Genomic DNA, 16,568 nt, shown 5'->3' with positions numbered 1-16,568 from the left:
TTTAAATCCTTTTTGAACATGACCGGGCTGCGGCAACCACCGCCTGCCCGAAGGAGATAGCCCCGTCACCCGCAGGCAGATGATGGGGAAAAAGAAGCGTGAAATCAGAGAGGTGTGCCCGCAGACGCGCCCGCAGCAGGCGGTTATGTAACACGCCACCGCTGAAACAGACGGTAGAGAGCGACAGGCGTCGGGCATGGTGCCGGGCTAACGCCGCCAGCCCTTTTGCCAGCGCGTCGTGAAAGGCCCATGCGCGCTCGCAGGGTTGCGCCTGCCAGGCCAGCCACTGCTGCCAGAAGAGCGCAAGGTTTTCAACCTGAAGCGTCACCGGGTGCTCAACACCCGGGCACTGCGCGGCCAGCGCCTCAAGCCTGCAGGCGGCTTCGCCTTCATAGCGTTGTGTTTCAATACCCAGAGCACAAGCCACGGCATCAAACAACCGGCCGCAGGACGACGCCAGCGGCGCGTTAAGGCTGCGCTGAACGGCGGTCGCTAAAAGCGGCCAGTTTTGCGAACGTACGGCACGGGTTTCCGGGTAGCGTTGCCAGTCAGGCACAAACGCCAGGCAGTGTGCCAGCAGATTTCGCCAGGGCTGCATGGCCGCGAGATCGCCTCCCGGCATCGCCACGGCGGGCAGGCCGCCCAGATGCTCACACTCAAGGTAGTTCACCCGCAGACACTCCCCGCCCCACAGCGCGCCGTGCTCACCCATGCCAATCCCGTCCAGCGTCAGGGCGATCGCATCCCCGCCGTCGAGCGGCCAGCCGTTCTCCGCAAGGCAGGCCGCCGCGTGCGCGTGATGATGCAACACGGTATCGACCGGCTGAACCTGCTCCTCTGCCCAGTGCCGGGCGTGATAACCCGGATGGGCATCGCACACCAGCCGCTCTGGCTGAAAGGCGTAGATCTGCTGCATCAACGACAGTGCCGACCGCCACTGGGCCTCGACACCATCGTCACTGAGATCGCCAAAGTGCTGGCTCAGCACCGCCTGGTTACCGCGCACCAGACAGAAGGTATTCTTCATGTCGGCACCGGTCGCCAGAATGGCGGGAAGATGGCAAAAACCGGCGGGTAACGTGATGGCATCCGGCACGAAACCACGCGCCCGACGCAGCAAGGCGCCGTCCCGATCCATCACGGAATCGTCCATCCGCTGCAGGATGTCGCGGTTATGGAGCAGAAAACCGTCAGCGATCTCTGCGAGCTGTTCCAGCGCCTGTGAATTAGTGATGGCAGGCGGTCTGCCGCTGAGGTTGCCGGAGGTCATCACCAGCGGGCGTTGCGTCTCCTGCATCAGCAAATGCTGTAGCGGATTGGCCGGGAGCATCACACCAATGGTATCCAGGCCCGGCGCGATGTCGTCCGGGAAGGTCGGCAGCCACGCCTTGGGGATCAGCACGATGGGCGCGGCGGGCGAGCGCAGCTGCGCTCGCACCGCCTGCGGAAGGCCGTCGGCGCTGCGGATCATCACCGCCAGCGGTTTCCCCGGACGCTGCTTACGTGCCCGCAGCGTTGCCACCGCCTGCGGGTTAAGCGCGTCACAGGCCAGATGAAATCCCCCCAGCCCTTTGATGGCCACAATGCCACCGTTTTTCAGCCTCTCCACCGCCGCGTTCAGCGCCAGCTCGCGGGTGACAACCCGATCGGCCGCACGCCACTCAAGCTCAGGGCCACAGTCCGGGCAAGCCACGGGCTGGGCGTGAAAACGTCGGTCCGCAGGGTTGCGGTATTCCGTTTCGCACGGCGAGCAGAGCGGGAATGGCGCCATGGCCGTGGCCGGGCGGTCATACGGCATGGCGCGGATAATGGTAAAACGCGGGCCGCAGTGGGTGCAGTTAATAAACGGGTAACGATAACGGCGCTCGTGCGGGTCGTTCATCTCCGCAAGGCACGCGGGACAGGTGGCCGCATCCGGCACAACCTGGGTGTCCATTGCGCCACCCGCACTGTGGCGGATGGTGAATGTCTCCGGCACCGTTGACCAGTGGAACGGCTGCGTGTCGATACTCTCGATGTGCGCCAGCGGCGGGCAGTCCTGGCGCAGCCTCGCGGTGAAATGCCCCCCATTACCCGCGAGGCGCACCAGCACGCCCTCTCCGTCGTTGCAGACATCGCCGGTCAACTGCAGCGCCTGCGCAAGTTGCCAGACGAAGGGCCGAAAGCCCACGCCCTGCACCTTGCCACGCACCCGCAACTGTACGCCGTTACCGCTCATGACGGATCAGAACAACAGAGATGAGGTGGTATCGAACGCTGCGCGACGGCGCTTTTCGGCGCTCATCTGCTCAAGCTTGTCGCGATCCACGCACACCAGCGCGTGTGTCGGACAGGCTTCCATACAGGCCGGACCGGCGTCACGGTGGTAGCAGAGATCGCATTTGTTGGCTTCGGCTTTTTCCGCCCGCACGTTCAGCCCCATGCCGCTGTTGCGCACGACCGGACGAACAACCACCTCCATCGCGCCATACGGGCAGGCGACCACGCAGGTTTTACAGCCGATGCAGCGCGCCTGCATCACATGCACAAACCCTTTTTCACGTTTGATCGCCCCGTTCGGGCAGACATTGGCGCACGGCGCATCTTCGCACTGACGACAGATGGCGGCGGTGGAAATATTCACGCCTTTGATGACGTGGATCCGCGGCAAAAAGGTCTCAGGCGTCAGCGAAGCGCAATCCTGCTCCGCCTGATGAGACACCACGCACGCCACTTCACAGGTACGGCAGCCAATGCATTTACTGGCATCGGCCATAATAAAACGGTTCATCTGCTTCTCCAGCATTACAGTCATGCGCGGAGATATTCATAAACCGTGCCAGTTTTTAACTCGTTGATTTATAGTGATTTAGAAAATGACGGCGGGGCTGTCATCGTCACTTCTGACGATGACAGCTGTCGACATCAGCGGTGCGGGCCGTCGATAACAGAGTCGCGCAGGATAAGCTCACCCGAGAAGGTTTGCTGATACTTAAACTCGCCGCCGTCGAGCATGAAAATCAGGCGGCTGATGGTCTCTTTAATCATCTCCGTGACCGGAATGCGCACGCTGGAGAGCGAGGGCACGGTGTAGGGCGCAATCGCCACATCGTCGAAGCCTATCACCGACACCGCGCCGGGCGTGGCGATGCCGCTGTCGTGAAGCTGTTTCATGGCCCCAATCGCCATATCGTCGTTACTCGCCACCAGCGCGGTAAAGGTTTCGCCGTGCGACAGCAGTTCAGACACCGCCGCCGCGCCGCTGGCGGGGTTCCACTTGCCCTGCACGATCAGCGTCGGGCGCAATGGGATCTGGTGCTGCGCCAGCGCGTCTTTGTAGCCGGAGAGACGCTCTACGCCCGTGGGCGAATCCAGCGAGCCGGTGATAAACGCAATGTCACGATGCCCTTTCTCAATCAACTGCGACACCGCCTCCTGGCAGGAGGCTTTATGATCTGACCAGACGCTGTGGCTGCTGTTTTTTCGCAAGCGGCGGTTCAGTACCATGATCGGCTGTTCGTATTTCTCGACGATCTCGTCCATCTCCTCCACGCTCAGAAAACGTGGATAGATGATCACCGCGTCACAGCGCATATCGAGCAGGTACTGGATGGCTTCGCGCTCTTCGTCCGCGCTGTGCTTACCGTCCGCCAGGATCAGCTGCCGCCCTTTCTCTTCCGTCATGCGGGCGGCGTGAAACAGCAACTCACTAAAATAGACGCCGTGATACAGGGTGTTGGTCACCACCAGTCCCAGCGTCTGGGTGCGTTTGGTCGCCAGGTTACGCGCCAGCAAATTGGGGCGATAGCCGCTCTCTTCGATGGCCTGAAACACCCGGTCTTTGGTCTCCTGGCTGACATAGCCATTCCCCGACAGCACCCGGGAAACCGTCGCTTTCGAAACGCCTGCCCGCTTCGCCACTTCAAGCATCGTGGTCATATTGTTATTCCCTTTCACACAGATGCCACGCAGTGTACTGCACTGCAAAACAATTGTCGTAGCGACGATCGCACGCTTTTTGTGCCGACTGGTGATCGTCATCACGAAATGAAAAAATGGTCAAAATGCGATCTTGTTTCATTCAAAGAAACTCATGATGATTATGTGGAACCGGTTTCCTACATACTCTCACAACGACAACAGGATCACATCCGATGGCCAAAAATTATGCCGCGCTGGCGAACGACGTTGTCAGCGCGCTTGGCGGCAAAGACAACATCGTCGCCGTCACCCATTGCATGACGCGACTGCGTTTCGTGCTGAAAGACGAAACCCTTACCGATGCCGCACGCCTGAAAAGCATCAGCGGCGTACTGGGCGTCGTGCGTAACGACAACCAGTGCCAGGTGATTATCGGCAATACCGTTTCTCAGGCGTACCGTGAGGTGGTGAGCCTGCTGCCCACCCACCTGCAGCCTGCCGTGCCGGAAGGCCCGCAGAAATTGACTCTCCGCCGAATCGGTGCGGGGATCCTCGACGCGCTAATTGGCACCATGTCACCGCTGATCCCGGCGATCATCGGCGGCTCGATGGTAAAACTGCTGGCAATGATCCTTGAGATGACCGGCGTGCTGGAGAAAGGCGCGCCGACGCTCACCATCCTGACCGTGATCGGCGACGGGGCGTTCTTCTTCCTGCCGCTGATGGTGGCAGCGTCTGCCGCGGTGAAATTCAAAACCAACATGTCGCTGGCGATTGCCATTGCGGGGGTGCTGGTGCACCCGAGCTTTATCGAGCTGATGGCGAAAGCCGCACAGGGTGAGCACGTCGAATTCGCGTTTATTCCGGTGACGGCGGTGAAGTACACCTACACCGTGATCCCGGCGCTGGTGATGACCTGGTGCCTGTCGTATATCGAACGCTGGGTGGATCGCATTACGCCTGCGGTGACGAAAAACTTCCTCAAGCCGATGCTGATCGTGCTGATTGCCGCCCCGCTCGCCATCGTGCTGATTGGGCCGCTGGGGATCTGGATCGGTAGCGCGATCTCCGCGCTGGTCTATACCATCCACGGCTATCTGGGCTGGCTCTCCGTGGCGATTATGGGGGCGCTCTGGCCGCTGCTGGTCATGACCGGGATGCACCGCGTCTTTACCCCGACTATCATTCAGACCATTGCCGAAACGGGTAAAGAGGGGATGGTGATGCCGTCGGAAATCGGTGCCAACCTGTCGCTCGGCGGTTCATCCCTGGCGGTGGCGTGGAAAACCAAAAACCCGGAGTTGCGCCAGACGGCGCTGGCCGCGGCGGCTTCCGCCATCATGGCGGGCATCTCTGAACCGGCGCTGTACGGCGTGGCGGTTCGCCTGAAACGCCCGCTGATTGCCAGCCTGATTAGCGGCTTTATCTGTGGCGCGGTGGCCGGGATTGCGGGGCTTGCCAGCCACTCGATGGCGGCGCCGGGGCTATTTACCAGCGTGCAGTTCTTCGATCCGGCCAACCCGATGACCATTGTCTGGGTATTCGGCGTCATGGCGCTGGCGGTCGTGCTCTCCTTCGTGCTGACCCTGATATTAGGCTTTGAAGATATCCCGGTCGAAGACGAGGCTGAAAAAGCCCGCGCCCTGCAGAGCGCGCCGGTGCAGGCCAAAACCGCACAAGTTTAACCGTATAACGAGGTAGAAATGTCTGTTTTTCCACAAGGATTTTTATGGGGCGGCGCGCTTGCCGCCAACCAGAGCGAAGGCGCTTACCGTGAAGGCGGCAAAGGGCTGACCACGGTCGACATGATCCCCCACGGCGCAAACCGCCTGGCGGTGAAGCTTGGTAAGGAAAAGCGTTTTTCGCTGCGTGACGACGAGTTTTACCCAAGCCACGAGGCGATTGATTTTTACCATCGCTACAAAGAGGACATCGCCCTGATGGCGGAGATGGGCTTTACGGTGTTCCGCACCTCAATTGCCTGGAGCCGCCTCTACCCGAACGGCGACGAGCCGCTGCCGAACAAAGAGGGCATTGCCTTCTATCGCGCGGTGTTTGAAGAGTGCAAAAAGTACAACATTGAGCCACTGGTCACCCTGTGCCACTTCGACGTGCCGATGCATCTGGTGACGGAGTACGGCTCCTGGCGCAACTGCAAGATGGTCGATTTCTTTGCCCGCTACGCCCGCACCTGTTTCGAAGAATTTAACGGCCTGGTGAAATACTGGCTCACCTTCAACGAGATCAACATCATGCTGCACAGCCCGTTCTCCGGTGCGGGGCTGGTGTTTGAAGAAGGTGAAAACGAAGATCAGGTGAAATACCAGGCCGCGCACCACGAGCTGGTCGCAAGCGCGCTGGCGACCAAAATCGCCCACGAGGTCAACCCGGAAAACCAGGTCGGCTGCATGCTGGCGGGCGGGAATTTCTACCCTTACTCCTGCAAGCCGGAAGACGTGTGGATGGCGCTGGAAAAAGATCGCGAGAACCTGTTCTTTATCGATGTGCAGGCGCGCGGCAGCTATCCGGCCTACTCCGCCCGCGTGTTCCGGGAAAAAGGGGTGGTGATTGTCAAAGATCCGGGCGATGACGAACTGCTGAAAAACACTGTCGATTTTGTGTCGTTCAGCTATTACGCTTCGCGCTGCGCGTCGGCCGATATGAACGCGAACAATACCAATGCGGCGAACATCGTCAAATCCCTGCGCAACCCGCATATTCAGGTGAGCGAATGGGGCTGGGGCATCGATCCGCTCGGCCTGCGCATCACCATGAACATGATGTACGACCGCTATCAGAAACCGCTGTTCCTTGTGGAAAATGGCCTCGGCGCAAAAGATGTCATTGATGAAAACGGCGAAATTAACGATGACTACCGCATCAGCTATCTGCGCGAGCATATCCGCGCGATGGGCGATGCCATTGAAGACGGCGTCCCGCTGATGGGCTATACCACCTGGGGCTGCATTGACCTGGTGGCGGCCTCAACGGGCGAAATGAGCAAGCGCTACGGGTTTGTCTATGTTGACCGCGACGATGCCGGAAACGGCACGCTGGAGCGCAAACGCAAGAAATCGTTCTGGTGGTATAAGAAGGTGATTGCGAGTAACGGGGCGGATCTGGCGTAGGCTGTTGCCCTCACCCTAACCCTCTCCCCATAGGGGAGAGGGGACAAAAAACACCCTCTCCCCTATGGGGAGAGGGGTTCAAACCCACCCTTTCCAGCCCACCCCGCAAGCCGTGAATAGACCACTTCCACCGCTGCTTTCACCGGTGGCGTCATCGGGTAATAAAACCCAACGATGTCCGGCTGAATGCCCAAAAACAGCACCTCGCCAACGTCCTCTTTGATCTGATCCACCAGATAGTTAAGCGGCATATTATGCGTGGTCATCATGAACATGTCGGCAATGTCGTCCGGGTCGCTCAGGCGGATGTCCCCCGGGTTCAGCCCCATATCCGTAGCATCGACAATCAACAGCCGATCAGGGTGCAGTTCGCGGATGGCCACCACGTCATTTTCCGGCGCGCTGCCGCCGTCAATCACCACCCAGTTGCCCTGCGGGTTCGCGGCACACATCTCTGCCAGCAGTGGGCCTGCGCCGTCGTCGCCCATCATGCTGTTGCCGACACACAGTAAAACGTCAGTCACGTAATCTCCTCACCATCAGGTAGATGGCACTTTCCTGATGAATGTCATGCAGCATGCTGAGCAGCGTTTTGCTCCACGCCTGCTGTTCGGGGGTTTGCCGTTTCAGCGCCGCGTCAAACGCGTTCGCCAGCATCGCAATATGGTTGGCGTCGATAACGATCTCACCGTACTTCGGTACCCCTTCCATTTTGCGCCGCGCCGTACTGCCCTCCTCCAGCGTGGCGATCCACGCCAGATAGTCGGACCACGGGCAGCTCAGCGCCGCCTCCAGGCAGTCGATCACCCCGAGGTGATGCCCAATCGCCAGGCTGTAATAGACCACCTGCTGCGCCGCGTCTGGCGTGGCATCGTTCTCATCAATAAATTTACGGCTCAGCTGACTGAACACCACCGTCTCACTCATCGAATACGCGCCTCATCCACAATGCTGTTCAGGTTCGCCACAATCTCATTGAGACGCGGGTCGTTTTCCGCCTCCAGCCAGCGCGCCACCTGGTGCTCGCCCTGGCTCAGCAGGCGCAGGTAATCGTCGGCAATCTGACGGCCATAGCGATAGCCCGCCAGCCTGCGCGCCGTGCGGTCGACCTTCACCCGCAGCGGCTGCACCATGTCCGGGTGCAGGATCATCGCAGGCTGATTATCGGGTTCACCCGGTTCACGGGCGTGGATTTTCTGCTCCAGCAGGCCGAGCGCCATGGCAAAGCCGTACAGCGTGGCCGCAGGCGTTGGCGGACACCCTGGAATGTAGACGTCCACCGGCACGATTTTGTCGGTGCCGCCCCACACGCAGTAGAGGTCGTGGAAGATGCCGCCGCTGTTACCGCACGCCCCGTAGGAGATGCAGATTTTCGGATCGGGCGCAGACTGCCAGGCGCGCAGCGCCGGCGAGCGCATGGCGCGGGTGACGGCCCCGGTAAACAGCAGAATGTCGGCATGACGCGGAGACGGCACCACTTTGATGCCGAAGCGTTCAGCGTCAAACAGCGGTGACAGGGTGGCGAAGATCTCAATCTCGCAGCCGTTGCAGCCGCCGCAGTCCACGCGGTAGACGTAGGCCGAGCGTTTGATTTTTTTCAGCAGCGACGCCTTCATGCTGGCGATGGACTCCTCCACCGTCATCGGCACCGGAATGCCCCGCTCGTCGCGCGGGCCGAGTAAGTTTTCCATCAGCTGGCCTCTCTCATATGACGGGTGATATCGATGCGGTCGGACGGCAGCAGACATTTCTGCCGTTTGCATTCCGGGCAGGTTTCAAAGCTTTCGCGATGATGCTCCGCACGGGCATCGCCGTTGTGCTTCAGCAGCGCGATGGCGTAGTCGATCTCTTTTTGCACGGCGAACGGACGTTTGCAGACGCGGCAGTTACACAGGGCAAAACGCGACTGCTGCAAAAAATCCTCTTTCTTCCACACCGCCAGCTCGTACGCCTGAGACAGACGAATGGCGACCGTCGGGCAAACCTCTTCGCAGCGGCCGCAGAAGATGCAGCGTCCGAGGTTAAACTGCCAGGCCAGTTCGCCGGTTTTCAGATCTGTTTCCACCCTCAGGGCATTCGACGGACAGGCGTTGACGCAGGCCGCACAGCCGATGCACTGCTGCGGGTTGTGCTCGGGCTTGCCGCGAAAGTTTTTATCCACCGGCATCGGCTCCAGCGGGTAGCGGCTGGTGGGCGTGCCGGTTTTGATCACTTTTTTGATAAAGGTAAACATGACGAGTCCTTATTTCAGCGGCGAGTTCTTACGCTCGATGCTGTAGCGCTCAAGCTCTTTGTACGGCACCACCTGGCTTTTCTTCTTGCGCACGTCCACCACGGTCATGCGGTCGGTGCAGGAGTAGCACGGGTCGAGGCTGCCGATGATCAGCGGCGCGTCGGAGACCGTGTTGCCACGCAGCATATAGCGCAGGGTTGGCCAGTTGGCGTAGGTCGCCGCGCGGCAGCGCCAGCGGTAAAGCTTCTGGTTGTCGCCGGTCATGCTCCAGTGGATGTCGTCCCCGCGCGGCGCTTCGGCAAAGCCGAGGGCAAAGCGGTTCGGGATGTAGGTGAAACCCTCCACCATCAGCGGGCCACCCGGCAGGTTATCGAGGCCGAAGTCGATCATATTCAGGGCGGTGAATACCTCGTTAATACGCACCTTGAGGCGCGAAATAACGTCGCAGCCCTGCTCGCTGTGCACGGTCATCGGCAGCAGGCCGTAGCCGACAAACGGGTGATCGGCGCGGGTATCACGGGCGTGGCCGCTGGCGCGCACCATCGGGCCGACGTTGCTGAAGTCGCGGGCGATTTCCGGGTCAAGACGGCCGATGCCCACGGTGCGCTGCTCGATGTTTGGCGTGCTGAGCAGCATATCCACCAGCTCCTGCACGTCGCGACGCATCTGCTGTGCCAGCTGGCGGGTCTGGATCATGTCGTTTTTAAGCAGGTCACGGCGGATCCCGCCGATCAGGTTCAGACCGTAGGTTTTACGCGCCCCGGTAAGGATCTCCGCCATCTTCATCGACGCCTCGCGCACGCGGAAGAACTGCATAAACCCGGAGTCGAAACCGACGAAGTGACAGGCCAGGCCGAGGTTCAGCAGGTGCGAGTGCAGACGTTCCACTTCCAGCAAAATGGCGCGGATCATCTGCGCGCGCTCCGGCACCACGATCCCCATGCCGTTTTCCACCGAGGTGGTGTAGGCGGTGCTGTGGGCGAAGCCGCAGATGCCGCACACGCGGTCAGAGAGGAATGTAACCTCGTTATAGCCCATCCGGGTTTCCGCCAGTTTTTCCATGCCGCGATGGACGTAGAACAGGCGGTAGTCGGCGTCGATAATGTTTTCACCGTCAACAAACAGGCGGAAATGGCCCGGCTCATCAGAGGTGACGTGCAGCGGACCAATCGGCACCACGTTATTCTTTTTGTTGCCGAGCTCATTAATGAACTCATAGGTTTCGCTGTCGGTGGTCGGGGCCGGACGCTGGCGGTAGTCCATGCTGTCTTTGCGCAGCGGATACAGTTCGTCCGGCCAGTCGTCCGGCAGCACCAGGCGGCGTTCATCCGGCAGCCCCACCGGCACGAGGCCGTACATGTCGCGCACTTCGCGCTCGCCCCAGACGGCGGCAGGAACACGTGGCGTGACGGACGGGTACTCCGGTTTATTCGGGTCGACTTCCACGCGCACGGTAAGCCAGCATTTTTCGCCCTGCTCCATCGACATCACGTAGTACACCGCGTAATTGCCGCACAGCTGACGCTCGTCATTACCGAACAGCACCGACAGCCAGCCGCCCTGCTGGTAGTAAAGAAACTCCACCACTTCCGGCAGATAGTTCACCTTCACGGTGACGGTTACCTGGTCTTTGGTCTGCCATCCTTCCTCCAGCACAACACCCGGAAAAGCCTGATGCAACGCGGCGAGATACTGCTGACCTTTTTTTTCTTCAGACATAAATACTCTCTTTAATCACGCCACCAGCAAGGAGACGAACGCTAAAAATGCAAAACCAAAACCGGCCCAGGTGATGCGCGAGGTCGCCACAAAACGCAGACGCGCCATGCTGTTTTCAAACAGGGCAATCACTAGCACGCCGATAAGCAGCTTGAGGGCGGCAACCACCACGGCCAGGATCAGGCCGCCTGCTGAGAAGTGCGTCATCTGCCCCCACGGGAAGAAGACGCCAACAAACATCTGCAGGACCACCAGCTGTTTGAGGCTGATGCCCCACTTCAGCACCGCGAAGCCGTAGCCGCTGTACTCGGTCAACGGTCCTTCCTGTAATTCCTGCTCGGCTTCCGCGAGGTCAAACGGCAGTTTGCCCATCTCGATAAAGGTGGCGAAGGCGCAAGCGCACAGGGCCAGAAGCAGCGGAAGGGAGCGGGCCACCGGCCAGTGGTAAACGGTGTGGGTGATGAAGCTGATATGGGTGGAACCCGCGACCTGCGCGGCCACCCATAGCCCCAGCAGCAGGATCGGCTCGACCAGCACGCCCAGCATCGCCTCGCGGCTGGCGCCGATACCGGTAAACGGGCTGCCGGTATCCAGGCCCGCAATAGCAAAGAAGAAGCGGGCGATGGCGAAGAGGTAAATCAGCGTAATCAGATCCCCAAGTGCTGGCAGCGGTGCCCCCACCGTCACCACCGGCAGCGCGGTGGCGATGGTCAGCATCACGCCGACCATCACGAATGGCGTGAGGCGGAAGACCCAGCCTGCGGCATCCGGCGCCACGCTCTGGCGGGAGAGCAGCTTGAAGAGATCGCGGTACTCCTGGAGCACGCCTGGCCCGCGACGGTTGTGCATCCGGGCGCGCGCCACGCGCGTGATGCCCGACAGCAGTGGCGCAACGGCGAACAGCACCAGCGCCTGAAGTATTGCCAGTAACAGACTCATGTCAGGCTCCTCGTGAAATCACAATCACCACCAGCACCGCCAGCTCGATCAGCGCGAGACGGCGCAACAGCACAGGTACGGCGGCGCTCTGCCAGCCCGGCATCCAGCCCACCGGGTTCAGCCAGTGGCGCAACTTCAGCACGGCAGCAAAGTTCTCTTTCACCGGCATGGCAAAACCGTGGGCGGTGATCACCATCGATTGTTCGTGTTCGTAGCCACAGGCCCAGGCCGCCCCGCGCGAGCGGGAGGCGAGTCGGTCGCGCCTGAAGAACAGCATCAGCACAAACGGCAGCAGCGGTGCGACAATCAGCAGCAGCGCCATCATCGGCTGGGAGACGGTGGTATGGGCGGTGGTCAGCGGCAGTGGAATGGCGTTACCCAGCAGCGGCAGCAGCCATGGGGCGGCGACCCCGCCCGCGATGCAGCACAGCGCCAGCGCGACCACGCAAGCACCCATCAACACTGGCGCGCAGCAGGCGTTTTCCGCTTCCCGCGTGCGCGGTGCGCCGAGGAAGGTGACGCCGTAGACTTTTGCCATACACATCACCGCCAGCGCCCCGGTTATCGCCAGGCCAACCGCCAGCAGCGGGCCGAGCAGTCGGGCGATAAAGGCGTCGCTCTGACCGAGCGCGAAGAAGGACTGGTAGATCACCCACTCGCCCGCGAAGCCGTTCAGCGGCGGCAACGCGGCCATCGCCATCAGCCCGACCAGCATGGCGAGAGAAATCACCGGCATCTTTTTGCCGATACCGCCGAGTTTTTCGATATCCCGATGACCGGTGCGGAACCAGACGCTTCCCGCGCCCAGGAACAGGGTGCTTTTGAACAGGCTGTGGTTAACAAGGTGATACAGCCCCCCGATAAACCCGGCGGCGATCAGCGCCGGTTGATTGAGTCCCAGCCCGGTCACGCCTGCGCCGATGCCGAGCAGGATAATGCCGATATTTTCCAGGGTGTGGTACGCCAGCAGACGCTGAATATTGTGCTCCATCAGCGCATACAGACCACCGACAAAAGCGGTAACCATACCGGCGATAAGCAGCGCGACACCCCACCACAGCGGCGGCTGGCCGCCGGTCAGGGTGATCGTCAGCATGCCGAACAGACCGACCTTCATGACCACGGTGGAAAACAGCGCGGCAGCGGGCGCTGAAGCATTCGCGTGCGCCTGCGGCACCCAGCCGTGCAGCGGGATAATCCCGGCCAGCAGGCCAAAGCCCACCACGCCCAGCAGCCAGACGTCATTTCCCAGCGGCTGACCGTTAAGCGCTGCGAAGTCAAGCGTGCCGAAACGTTGCCACACCAGCCAGCAGGCCAGCGCCAGCAGCAGCGTGCCGAGGCGCCCCAGCGCAAACCACAGTTTGCCGGAGGCGCTACACCCCGTCAGGAACACGCCGCAGAGCGCCATGATCTCCGCCATCACCACCAGCGCGCCGAGGTTGCTGGCGATAACGGTACAGACCGCCGTCGCCAGCAGCAGGTTGACCAGCAGACCATTGGCTCTGGTGTGTGGATGGCGGTGCCAGTCGATATTGAACAGGCTGATAAACAGCCCGCACAGGCCAAAGGTGATAAGCCAGATGGCGTTCAGCGGCGTAAGCGCCACGGTGTGGCGGATCAGCGGCATCACCGCCTGCGCGGATTGTCCACCAAGCAGTACCACCCCGCCCGCCGCCAGCGTCATCAGGCTTCCGACCGCTCCGCCGATCCCGGCGATCCAGCCGCTCAGGGTTTTATGGAATGACAGAAGCCACGCCAGCACAGCGGCGGCGGCAAAGTACGCCACCGCGCTGGTAATCATCGTAACCGCGTTCATTTCGCCCCCTCATTAAGCGCCTGAAGCAGAGAAAGATCGCCCATATCGCTGTTGATGGTCAGCTCGCGCTTGCGCTTGCTGGTACGGGCGATGTCACGAATGTTGACCAGAATCAGCGCTTTGGTCGGGCAGGTGCGCACGCAGGCCGGGCCCTGTTCATCGAAGCTGCACAGGTCGCACTTCACCGCCACCGCACGCACGCCGGGCACCCAGTCGAGCAGCGTGCTCACCCGTGCCGTAGCCGGTGGCGCAGGCGGCGCTTTTGGGGTGTTGGCATTCGCCGGAATATGCAGCGGACGGCTGCCGGAAAATTCAATCGCACCGAACGGGCAGGCTATACCGCACAGCTTGCAGCTCACGCACAGGCTTTCGTTCAGCTGTACCGCGCCGTCAACGCGGGTGATGGCATTCACCGGGCAGACACCCGCGCACGGCGCATCTTCACAGTGGTGGCAGAGCTGCGGGGCAGACTCTTTTTCATTACGCATGACGCGCAGTCGCGGCATGGACTGGAGCCCGTGCAGGCGGTGCGTTTCCGAACAGGCCGCCTCACAGGTTCGACAGCCAATACAGACCGTCGAGTCAGCAATTACAAAACGGTTCACCGGGTCATCCTCTGGTGATAGTCATTTTTGACGAAAAACTGTCATGTCGACACTTTTCGACACGTGATGATCAGGCCACGTCCGCTGAGGCGTGTTCATCCATCAGCTGCTTCAGGTTGACCGGGAGATCGTGTTCAACGGCGGTGTACAGACCGTTATAAACCGGCGCGATTTTTTCCAGATAGTGCTCCAGCACCTGCTGGCGATCGCGGTTGCTGACGTGACCGTCCACCATGCCGTCGGCCATCAGTTGCGCCTTTGCAATACACTGTTTTTCACCCTCTTTTGTCTCGACGTAGTACTCAATGGTGTGGCTGTTGAAGGTGTCAGCCAGGGTGACGTAAATCGTGAAATGGCCGAACAAAACAAAGCGCATATCCCCCTGCGCCGCACAGCTCATGGCGTGGTGAAGACGGGCTTTGGAGAGGGTGATGCCCTGGACCAGTGAGTTGCAGTAAAGGTGCCACTGGTCCTGTAACTGCTGGTGACGCTGCGCGATGTAATCCGCTTTTTCGCTAATTTCCCAAATAGTCATAGAAGGTATCCGGTTAATGGAGATAGCGGCTGTTAAGCAGATTCCATGCCAGCTTTTAATATATTGATATTTAATGGATTTAATTCAAAACAGGCTGTCAATGTGAGGGTGTCGACGTGTCATTTCGACAGCGTTGACATCGTCACCCCCTAACCAAAACCAGGCTGGCACTGTTATTGCATTAACGGGGCAATTCATTAAGGAGGCGTCATGCACGAAATCACCCTCTGCCAGCGGGCACTGGAACTCATCGAACAGCAGGCAGCGCAAAACCACGCGACGCGCGTGACCGGCGTCTGGCTGAAAGTCGGGGCCTTTTCCTGCGTCGAAACCAGCGCCCTCACCTTCTGTTTTGAGCTGGTGTGCCGCGGCACACTGGCGGAAGGCTGCGAACTTCATATTGAAGAGCAGCAGGCGGAGTGCTGGTGCGAGCAGTGTCAGCAGTACGTCACCCTGCTGTCGTCGAAGGTCCAGCGCTGCCCACAGTGTCAGCACACCGGCCTTCGCATCGTGGCGGATGACGGGATGCAGATCCAACGCCTTGAAATCGAGAAGGAGTAAAGTATGTGTAGTACCTGCGGTTGCGCCGAAGGCAACCTGTATATCGAAGGGGATGAACACCGTCCTCACTCCGCGTTTCGCTCCGCCCCCTTTACCCCCGCACCGCGTCCGGCAGCGGCACTCACCGGCATTCGCTTTGCGCCTCAACGCTCCGATGAGGGCGATCTTCATTACGGCCACGGCGAGGCGGGTACCCATGCGCCGGGCATGAGCCAGCGCCAGATGCTGGACGTGGAAATCAACGTACTCGATAAAAACAACCAGATCGCCGCCCGCAACCGCGCCCGGTTTGCCGCACGTCAACAGCTGGTACTGAATCTCGTCTCCAGCCCCGGCTCCGGCAAAACCACGCTGCTGACGGAAACGCTCAAACGCCTGAACGAACGCATCTCCTGCGCGGTAATCGAAGGCGATCAGCAAACGGTCAACGATGCCGCGCGCATTCGTGAAACCGGCACCCCGGCGATTCAGGTCAACACCGGTAAAGGCTGCCATCTGGATGCGCAGATGATTGCCGATGCCGCGCCGCGTCTGCCGCTGGCGGATAACGGCATTCTGTTTATCGAAAACGTCGGCAATCTGGTCTGCCCGGCGAGCTTCGATCTCGGGGAGCGGCATAAAGTGGCGGTCCTCTCGGTGACCGAAGGAGAAGACAAGCCGCTCAAATATCCGCATATGTTTGCCGCCGCGTCGCTGATGCTGCTGAACAAAGTCGACCTGCTGCCGTACCTGAATTTCGACGTGGATAAATGCCTGGCTTATGCCCGTGAAGTGAACCCGGACATTGCGATCCTGCTGGTCTCCGCCACGCGCGGCGACGGCATGGAGCACTGGCTGAACTGGCTGGAGAGTGAACGATGTGCATAGGCGTCCCCGGACAAATCTATTCCATTGACGGAAACCAGGCCAAAGTGGCGGTCTGCGGCATATTGCGCGACGTGGATTTAACCCTGGTGGGCAGCACCGATGAAACGGGCGTCTCGCGCCTTGGGCAGTGGGTGTTGGTACACGTGGGGTTTGCCATGAGCGTGATTAATGAAGCGGAAGCGCGCGACACGCTGGATGCCCTGCAGAACATGTTCGACGTCGAACCGGACGTCGGCGCGCTGCTGTACGGCGAGGAACGGTAATT

General features: G+C 60.4%; 17 protein-coding genes. 5 read left to right on the top strand and 12 right to left on the bottom strand.

The window, feature by feature from the left end:
* Position 1 precedes the first annotated feature (1 nt).
* From hypF to EKN38_RS07460, 3 genes are all read right to left on the bottom strand, one after another.
* Entirely contained in the window at positions 2 to 2,218 is a 2,217-nt protein-coding gene (gene hypF, locus EKN38_RS07470; RefSeq protein ID WP_014833043.1) for a carbamoyltransferase HypF, read from the bottom strand.
* Between the two features lie 6 nt (positions 2,219 to 2,224).
* A complete protein-coding gene (hydN, locus tag EKN38_RS07465; protein ID WP_014833044.1) occupies positions 2,225 to 2,770 on the bottom strand; it encodes an electron transport protein HydN in 546 nt (181 codons plus the stop codon).
* Positions 2,771 to 2,904: 134 nt separating this feature from the next.
* The gene (locus tag EKN38_RS07460) at positions 2,905 to 3,918 is read right to left on the bottom strand and encodes a LacI family DNA-binding transcriptional regulator (RefSeq protein WP_014833045.1); all 1,014 of its coding nucleotides are present in this window, start codon (positions 3,916 to 3,918) and stop codon (positions 2,905 to 2,907) included.
* 215 nt (positions 3,919 to 4,133) lie between these two features.
* On the opposite strand from EKN38_RS07460, the gene ascF reads away from it, so the two are divergent.
* Complete coding sequence (gene ascF / locus EKN38_RS07455; RefSeq protein WP_014833046.1) at positions 4,134 to 5,585, top strand: PTS cellobiose/arbutin/salicin transporter subunit IIBC; 1,452 nt, start codon at positions 4,134 to 4,136, stop codon at positions 5,583 to 5,585.
* An 18-nt stretch (positions 5,586 to 5,603) separates the two neighbouring features.
* On the top strand, positions 5,604 to 7,028 hold the full coding sequence (locus tag EKN38_RS07450; RefSeq protein WP_014833047.1) for a 6-phospho-beta-glucosidase: 1,425 nt from the start codon (positions 5,604 to 5,606) through the stop codon (positions 7,026 to 7,028).
* Between the two features lie 62 nt (positions 7,029 to 7,090).
* Here EKN38_RS07450 and hycI read toward each other — a convergent pair whose 3' ends face one another.
* The 9 genes from hycI to hycA all read right to left on the bottom strand — a co-directional run bounded on the left by hycI (position 7,091) and on the right by hycA (position 14,875).
* Complete coding sequence (gene hycI / locus EKN38_RS07445; RefSeq protein ID WP_126521856.1) at positions 7,091 to 7,552, bottom strand: hydrogenase maturation peptidase HycI; 462 nt, start codon at positions 7,550 to 7,552, stop codon at positions 7,091 to 7,093.
* Complete coding sequence (locus EKN38_RS07440; RefSeq protein WP_014833049.1) at positions 7,545 to 7,955, bottom strand: formate hydrogenlyase maturation HycH family protein; 411 nt, start codon at positions 7,953 to 7,955, stop codon at positions 7,545 to 7,547. The genes hycI and EKN38_RS07440 overlap by 8 nt, the downstream gene beginning before the upstream one ends.
* The gene (locus tag EKN38_RS07435; RefSeq protein WP_014833050.1) at positions 7,952 to 8,719 is read right to left on the bottom strand and encodes an NADH-quinone oxidoreductase subunit B family protein; all 768 of its coding nucleotides are present in this window, start codon (positions 8,717 to 8,719) and stop codon (positions 7,952 to 7,954) included. The genes EKN38_RS07440 and EKN38_RS07435 overlap by 4 nt, the downstream gene beginning before the upstream one ends.
* The gene (locus EKN38_RS07430; RefSeq protein ID WP_014833051.1) at positions 8,719 to 9,261 is read right to left on the bottom strand and encodes a formate hydrogenlyase complex iron-sulfur subunit; all 543 of its coding nucleotides are present in this window, start codon (positions 9,259 to 9,261) and stop codon (positions 8,719 to 8,721) included. The genes EKN38_RS07435 and EKN38_RS07430 overlap by 1 nt, the downstream gene beginning before the upstream one ends.
* A 9-nt stretch (positions 9,262 to 9,270) precedes the next feature.
* Positions 9,271 to 10,980: a formate hydrogenlyase subunit HycE gene (gene hycE / locus EKN38_RS07425; RefSeq protein WP_014833052.1), complete on the bottom strand. Its 1,710-nt coding sequence runs from the start codon at positions 10,978 to 10,980 to the stop codon at positions 9,271 to 9,273.
* Positions 10,981 to 10,995: 15 nt separating this feature from the next.
* Entirely contained in the window at positions 10,996 to 11,919 is a 924-nt protein-coding gene (locus EKN38_RS07420; protein WP_014833053.1) for a respiratory chain complex I subunit 1 family protein, read from the bottom strand.
* Position 11,920: 1 nt separating this feature from the next.
* On the bottom strand, positions 11,921 to 13,735 hold the full coding sequence (hycC, locus tag EKN38_RS07415; RefSeq protein WP_014833054.1) for a formate hydrogenlyase subunit 3: 1,815 nt from the start codon (positions 13,733 to 13,735) through the stop codon (positions 11,921 to 11,923).
* Positions 13,732 to 14,340 carry a 4Fe-4S dicluster domain-containing protein gene (locus EKN38_RS07410; RefSeq protein ID WP_014833055.1) on the bottom strand — a complete coding sequence of 203 codons (609 nt, stop codon included), beginning with the start codon at positions 14,338 to 14,340 and terminating at the stop codon, positions 13,732 to 13,734. Before EKN38_RS07410 ends, hycC begins: the two co-directional genes overlap by 4 nt.
* Positions 14,341 to 14,410: 70 nt before the next feature.
* Positions 14,411 to 14,875 carry a formate hydrogenlyase regulator HycA gene (hycA, locus tag EKN38_RS07405; RefSeq protein ID WP_013098469.1) on the bottom strand — a complete coding sequence of 155 codons (465 nt, stop codon included), beginning with the start codon at positions 14,873 to 14,875 and terminating at the stop codon, positions 14,411 to 14,413.
* Between the two features lie 210 nt (positions 14,876 to 15,085).
* Here hycA and hypA point away from each other — a divergent pair, with 210 nt between their 5' ends.
* Genes hypA through EKN38_RS07385 form a run of 3 tightly spaced genes read left to right on the top strand, consistent with a single transcriptional unit; the run spans position 15,086 to position 16,566 of the window.
* Positions 15,086 to 15,436, top strand: coding sequence for a hydrogenase maturation nickel metallochaperone HypA (gene hypA, locus EKN38_RS07395; RefSeq protein ID WP_014833056.1), 351 nt, complete (start codon positions 15,086 to 15,088; stop codon positions 15,434 to 15,436).
* Positions 15,437 to 15,439: 3 nt separating this feature from the next.
* Positions 15,440 to 16,303 carry a hydrogenase nickel incorporation protein HypB gene (hypB, locus tag EKN38_RS07390; RefSeq protein ID WP_014833057.1) on the top strand — a complete coding sequence of 288 codons (864 nt, stop codon included), beginning with the start codon at positions 15,440 to 15,442 and terminating at the stop codon, positions 16,301 to 16,303.
* The gene (locus EKN38_RS07385) at positions 16,294 to 16,566 is read left to right on the top strand and encodes a HypC/HybG/HupF family hydrogenase formation chaperone (RefSeq protein ID WP_014833058.1); all 273 of its coding nucleotides are present in this window, start codon (positions 16,294 to 16,296) and stop codon (positions 16,564 to 16,566) included. Before hypB ends, EKN38_RS07385 begins: the two co-directional genes overlap by 10 nt.
* The last annotated feature ends 2 nt before the right edge of the window (positions 16,567 to 16,568 follow it).

The organism is Enterobacter sp. WCHEn045836 (assembly GCF_003965585.1).
Classification (GTDB): domain Bacteria; phylum Pseudomonadota; class Gammaproteobacteria; order Enterobacterales; family Enterobacteriaceae; genus Enterobacter; species Enterobacter dissolvens.
This window is presented reverse-complemented; position numbering and strand designations above follow the sequence as displayed.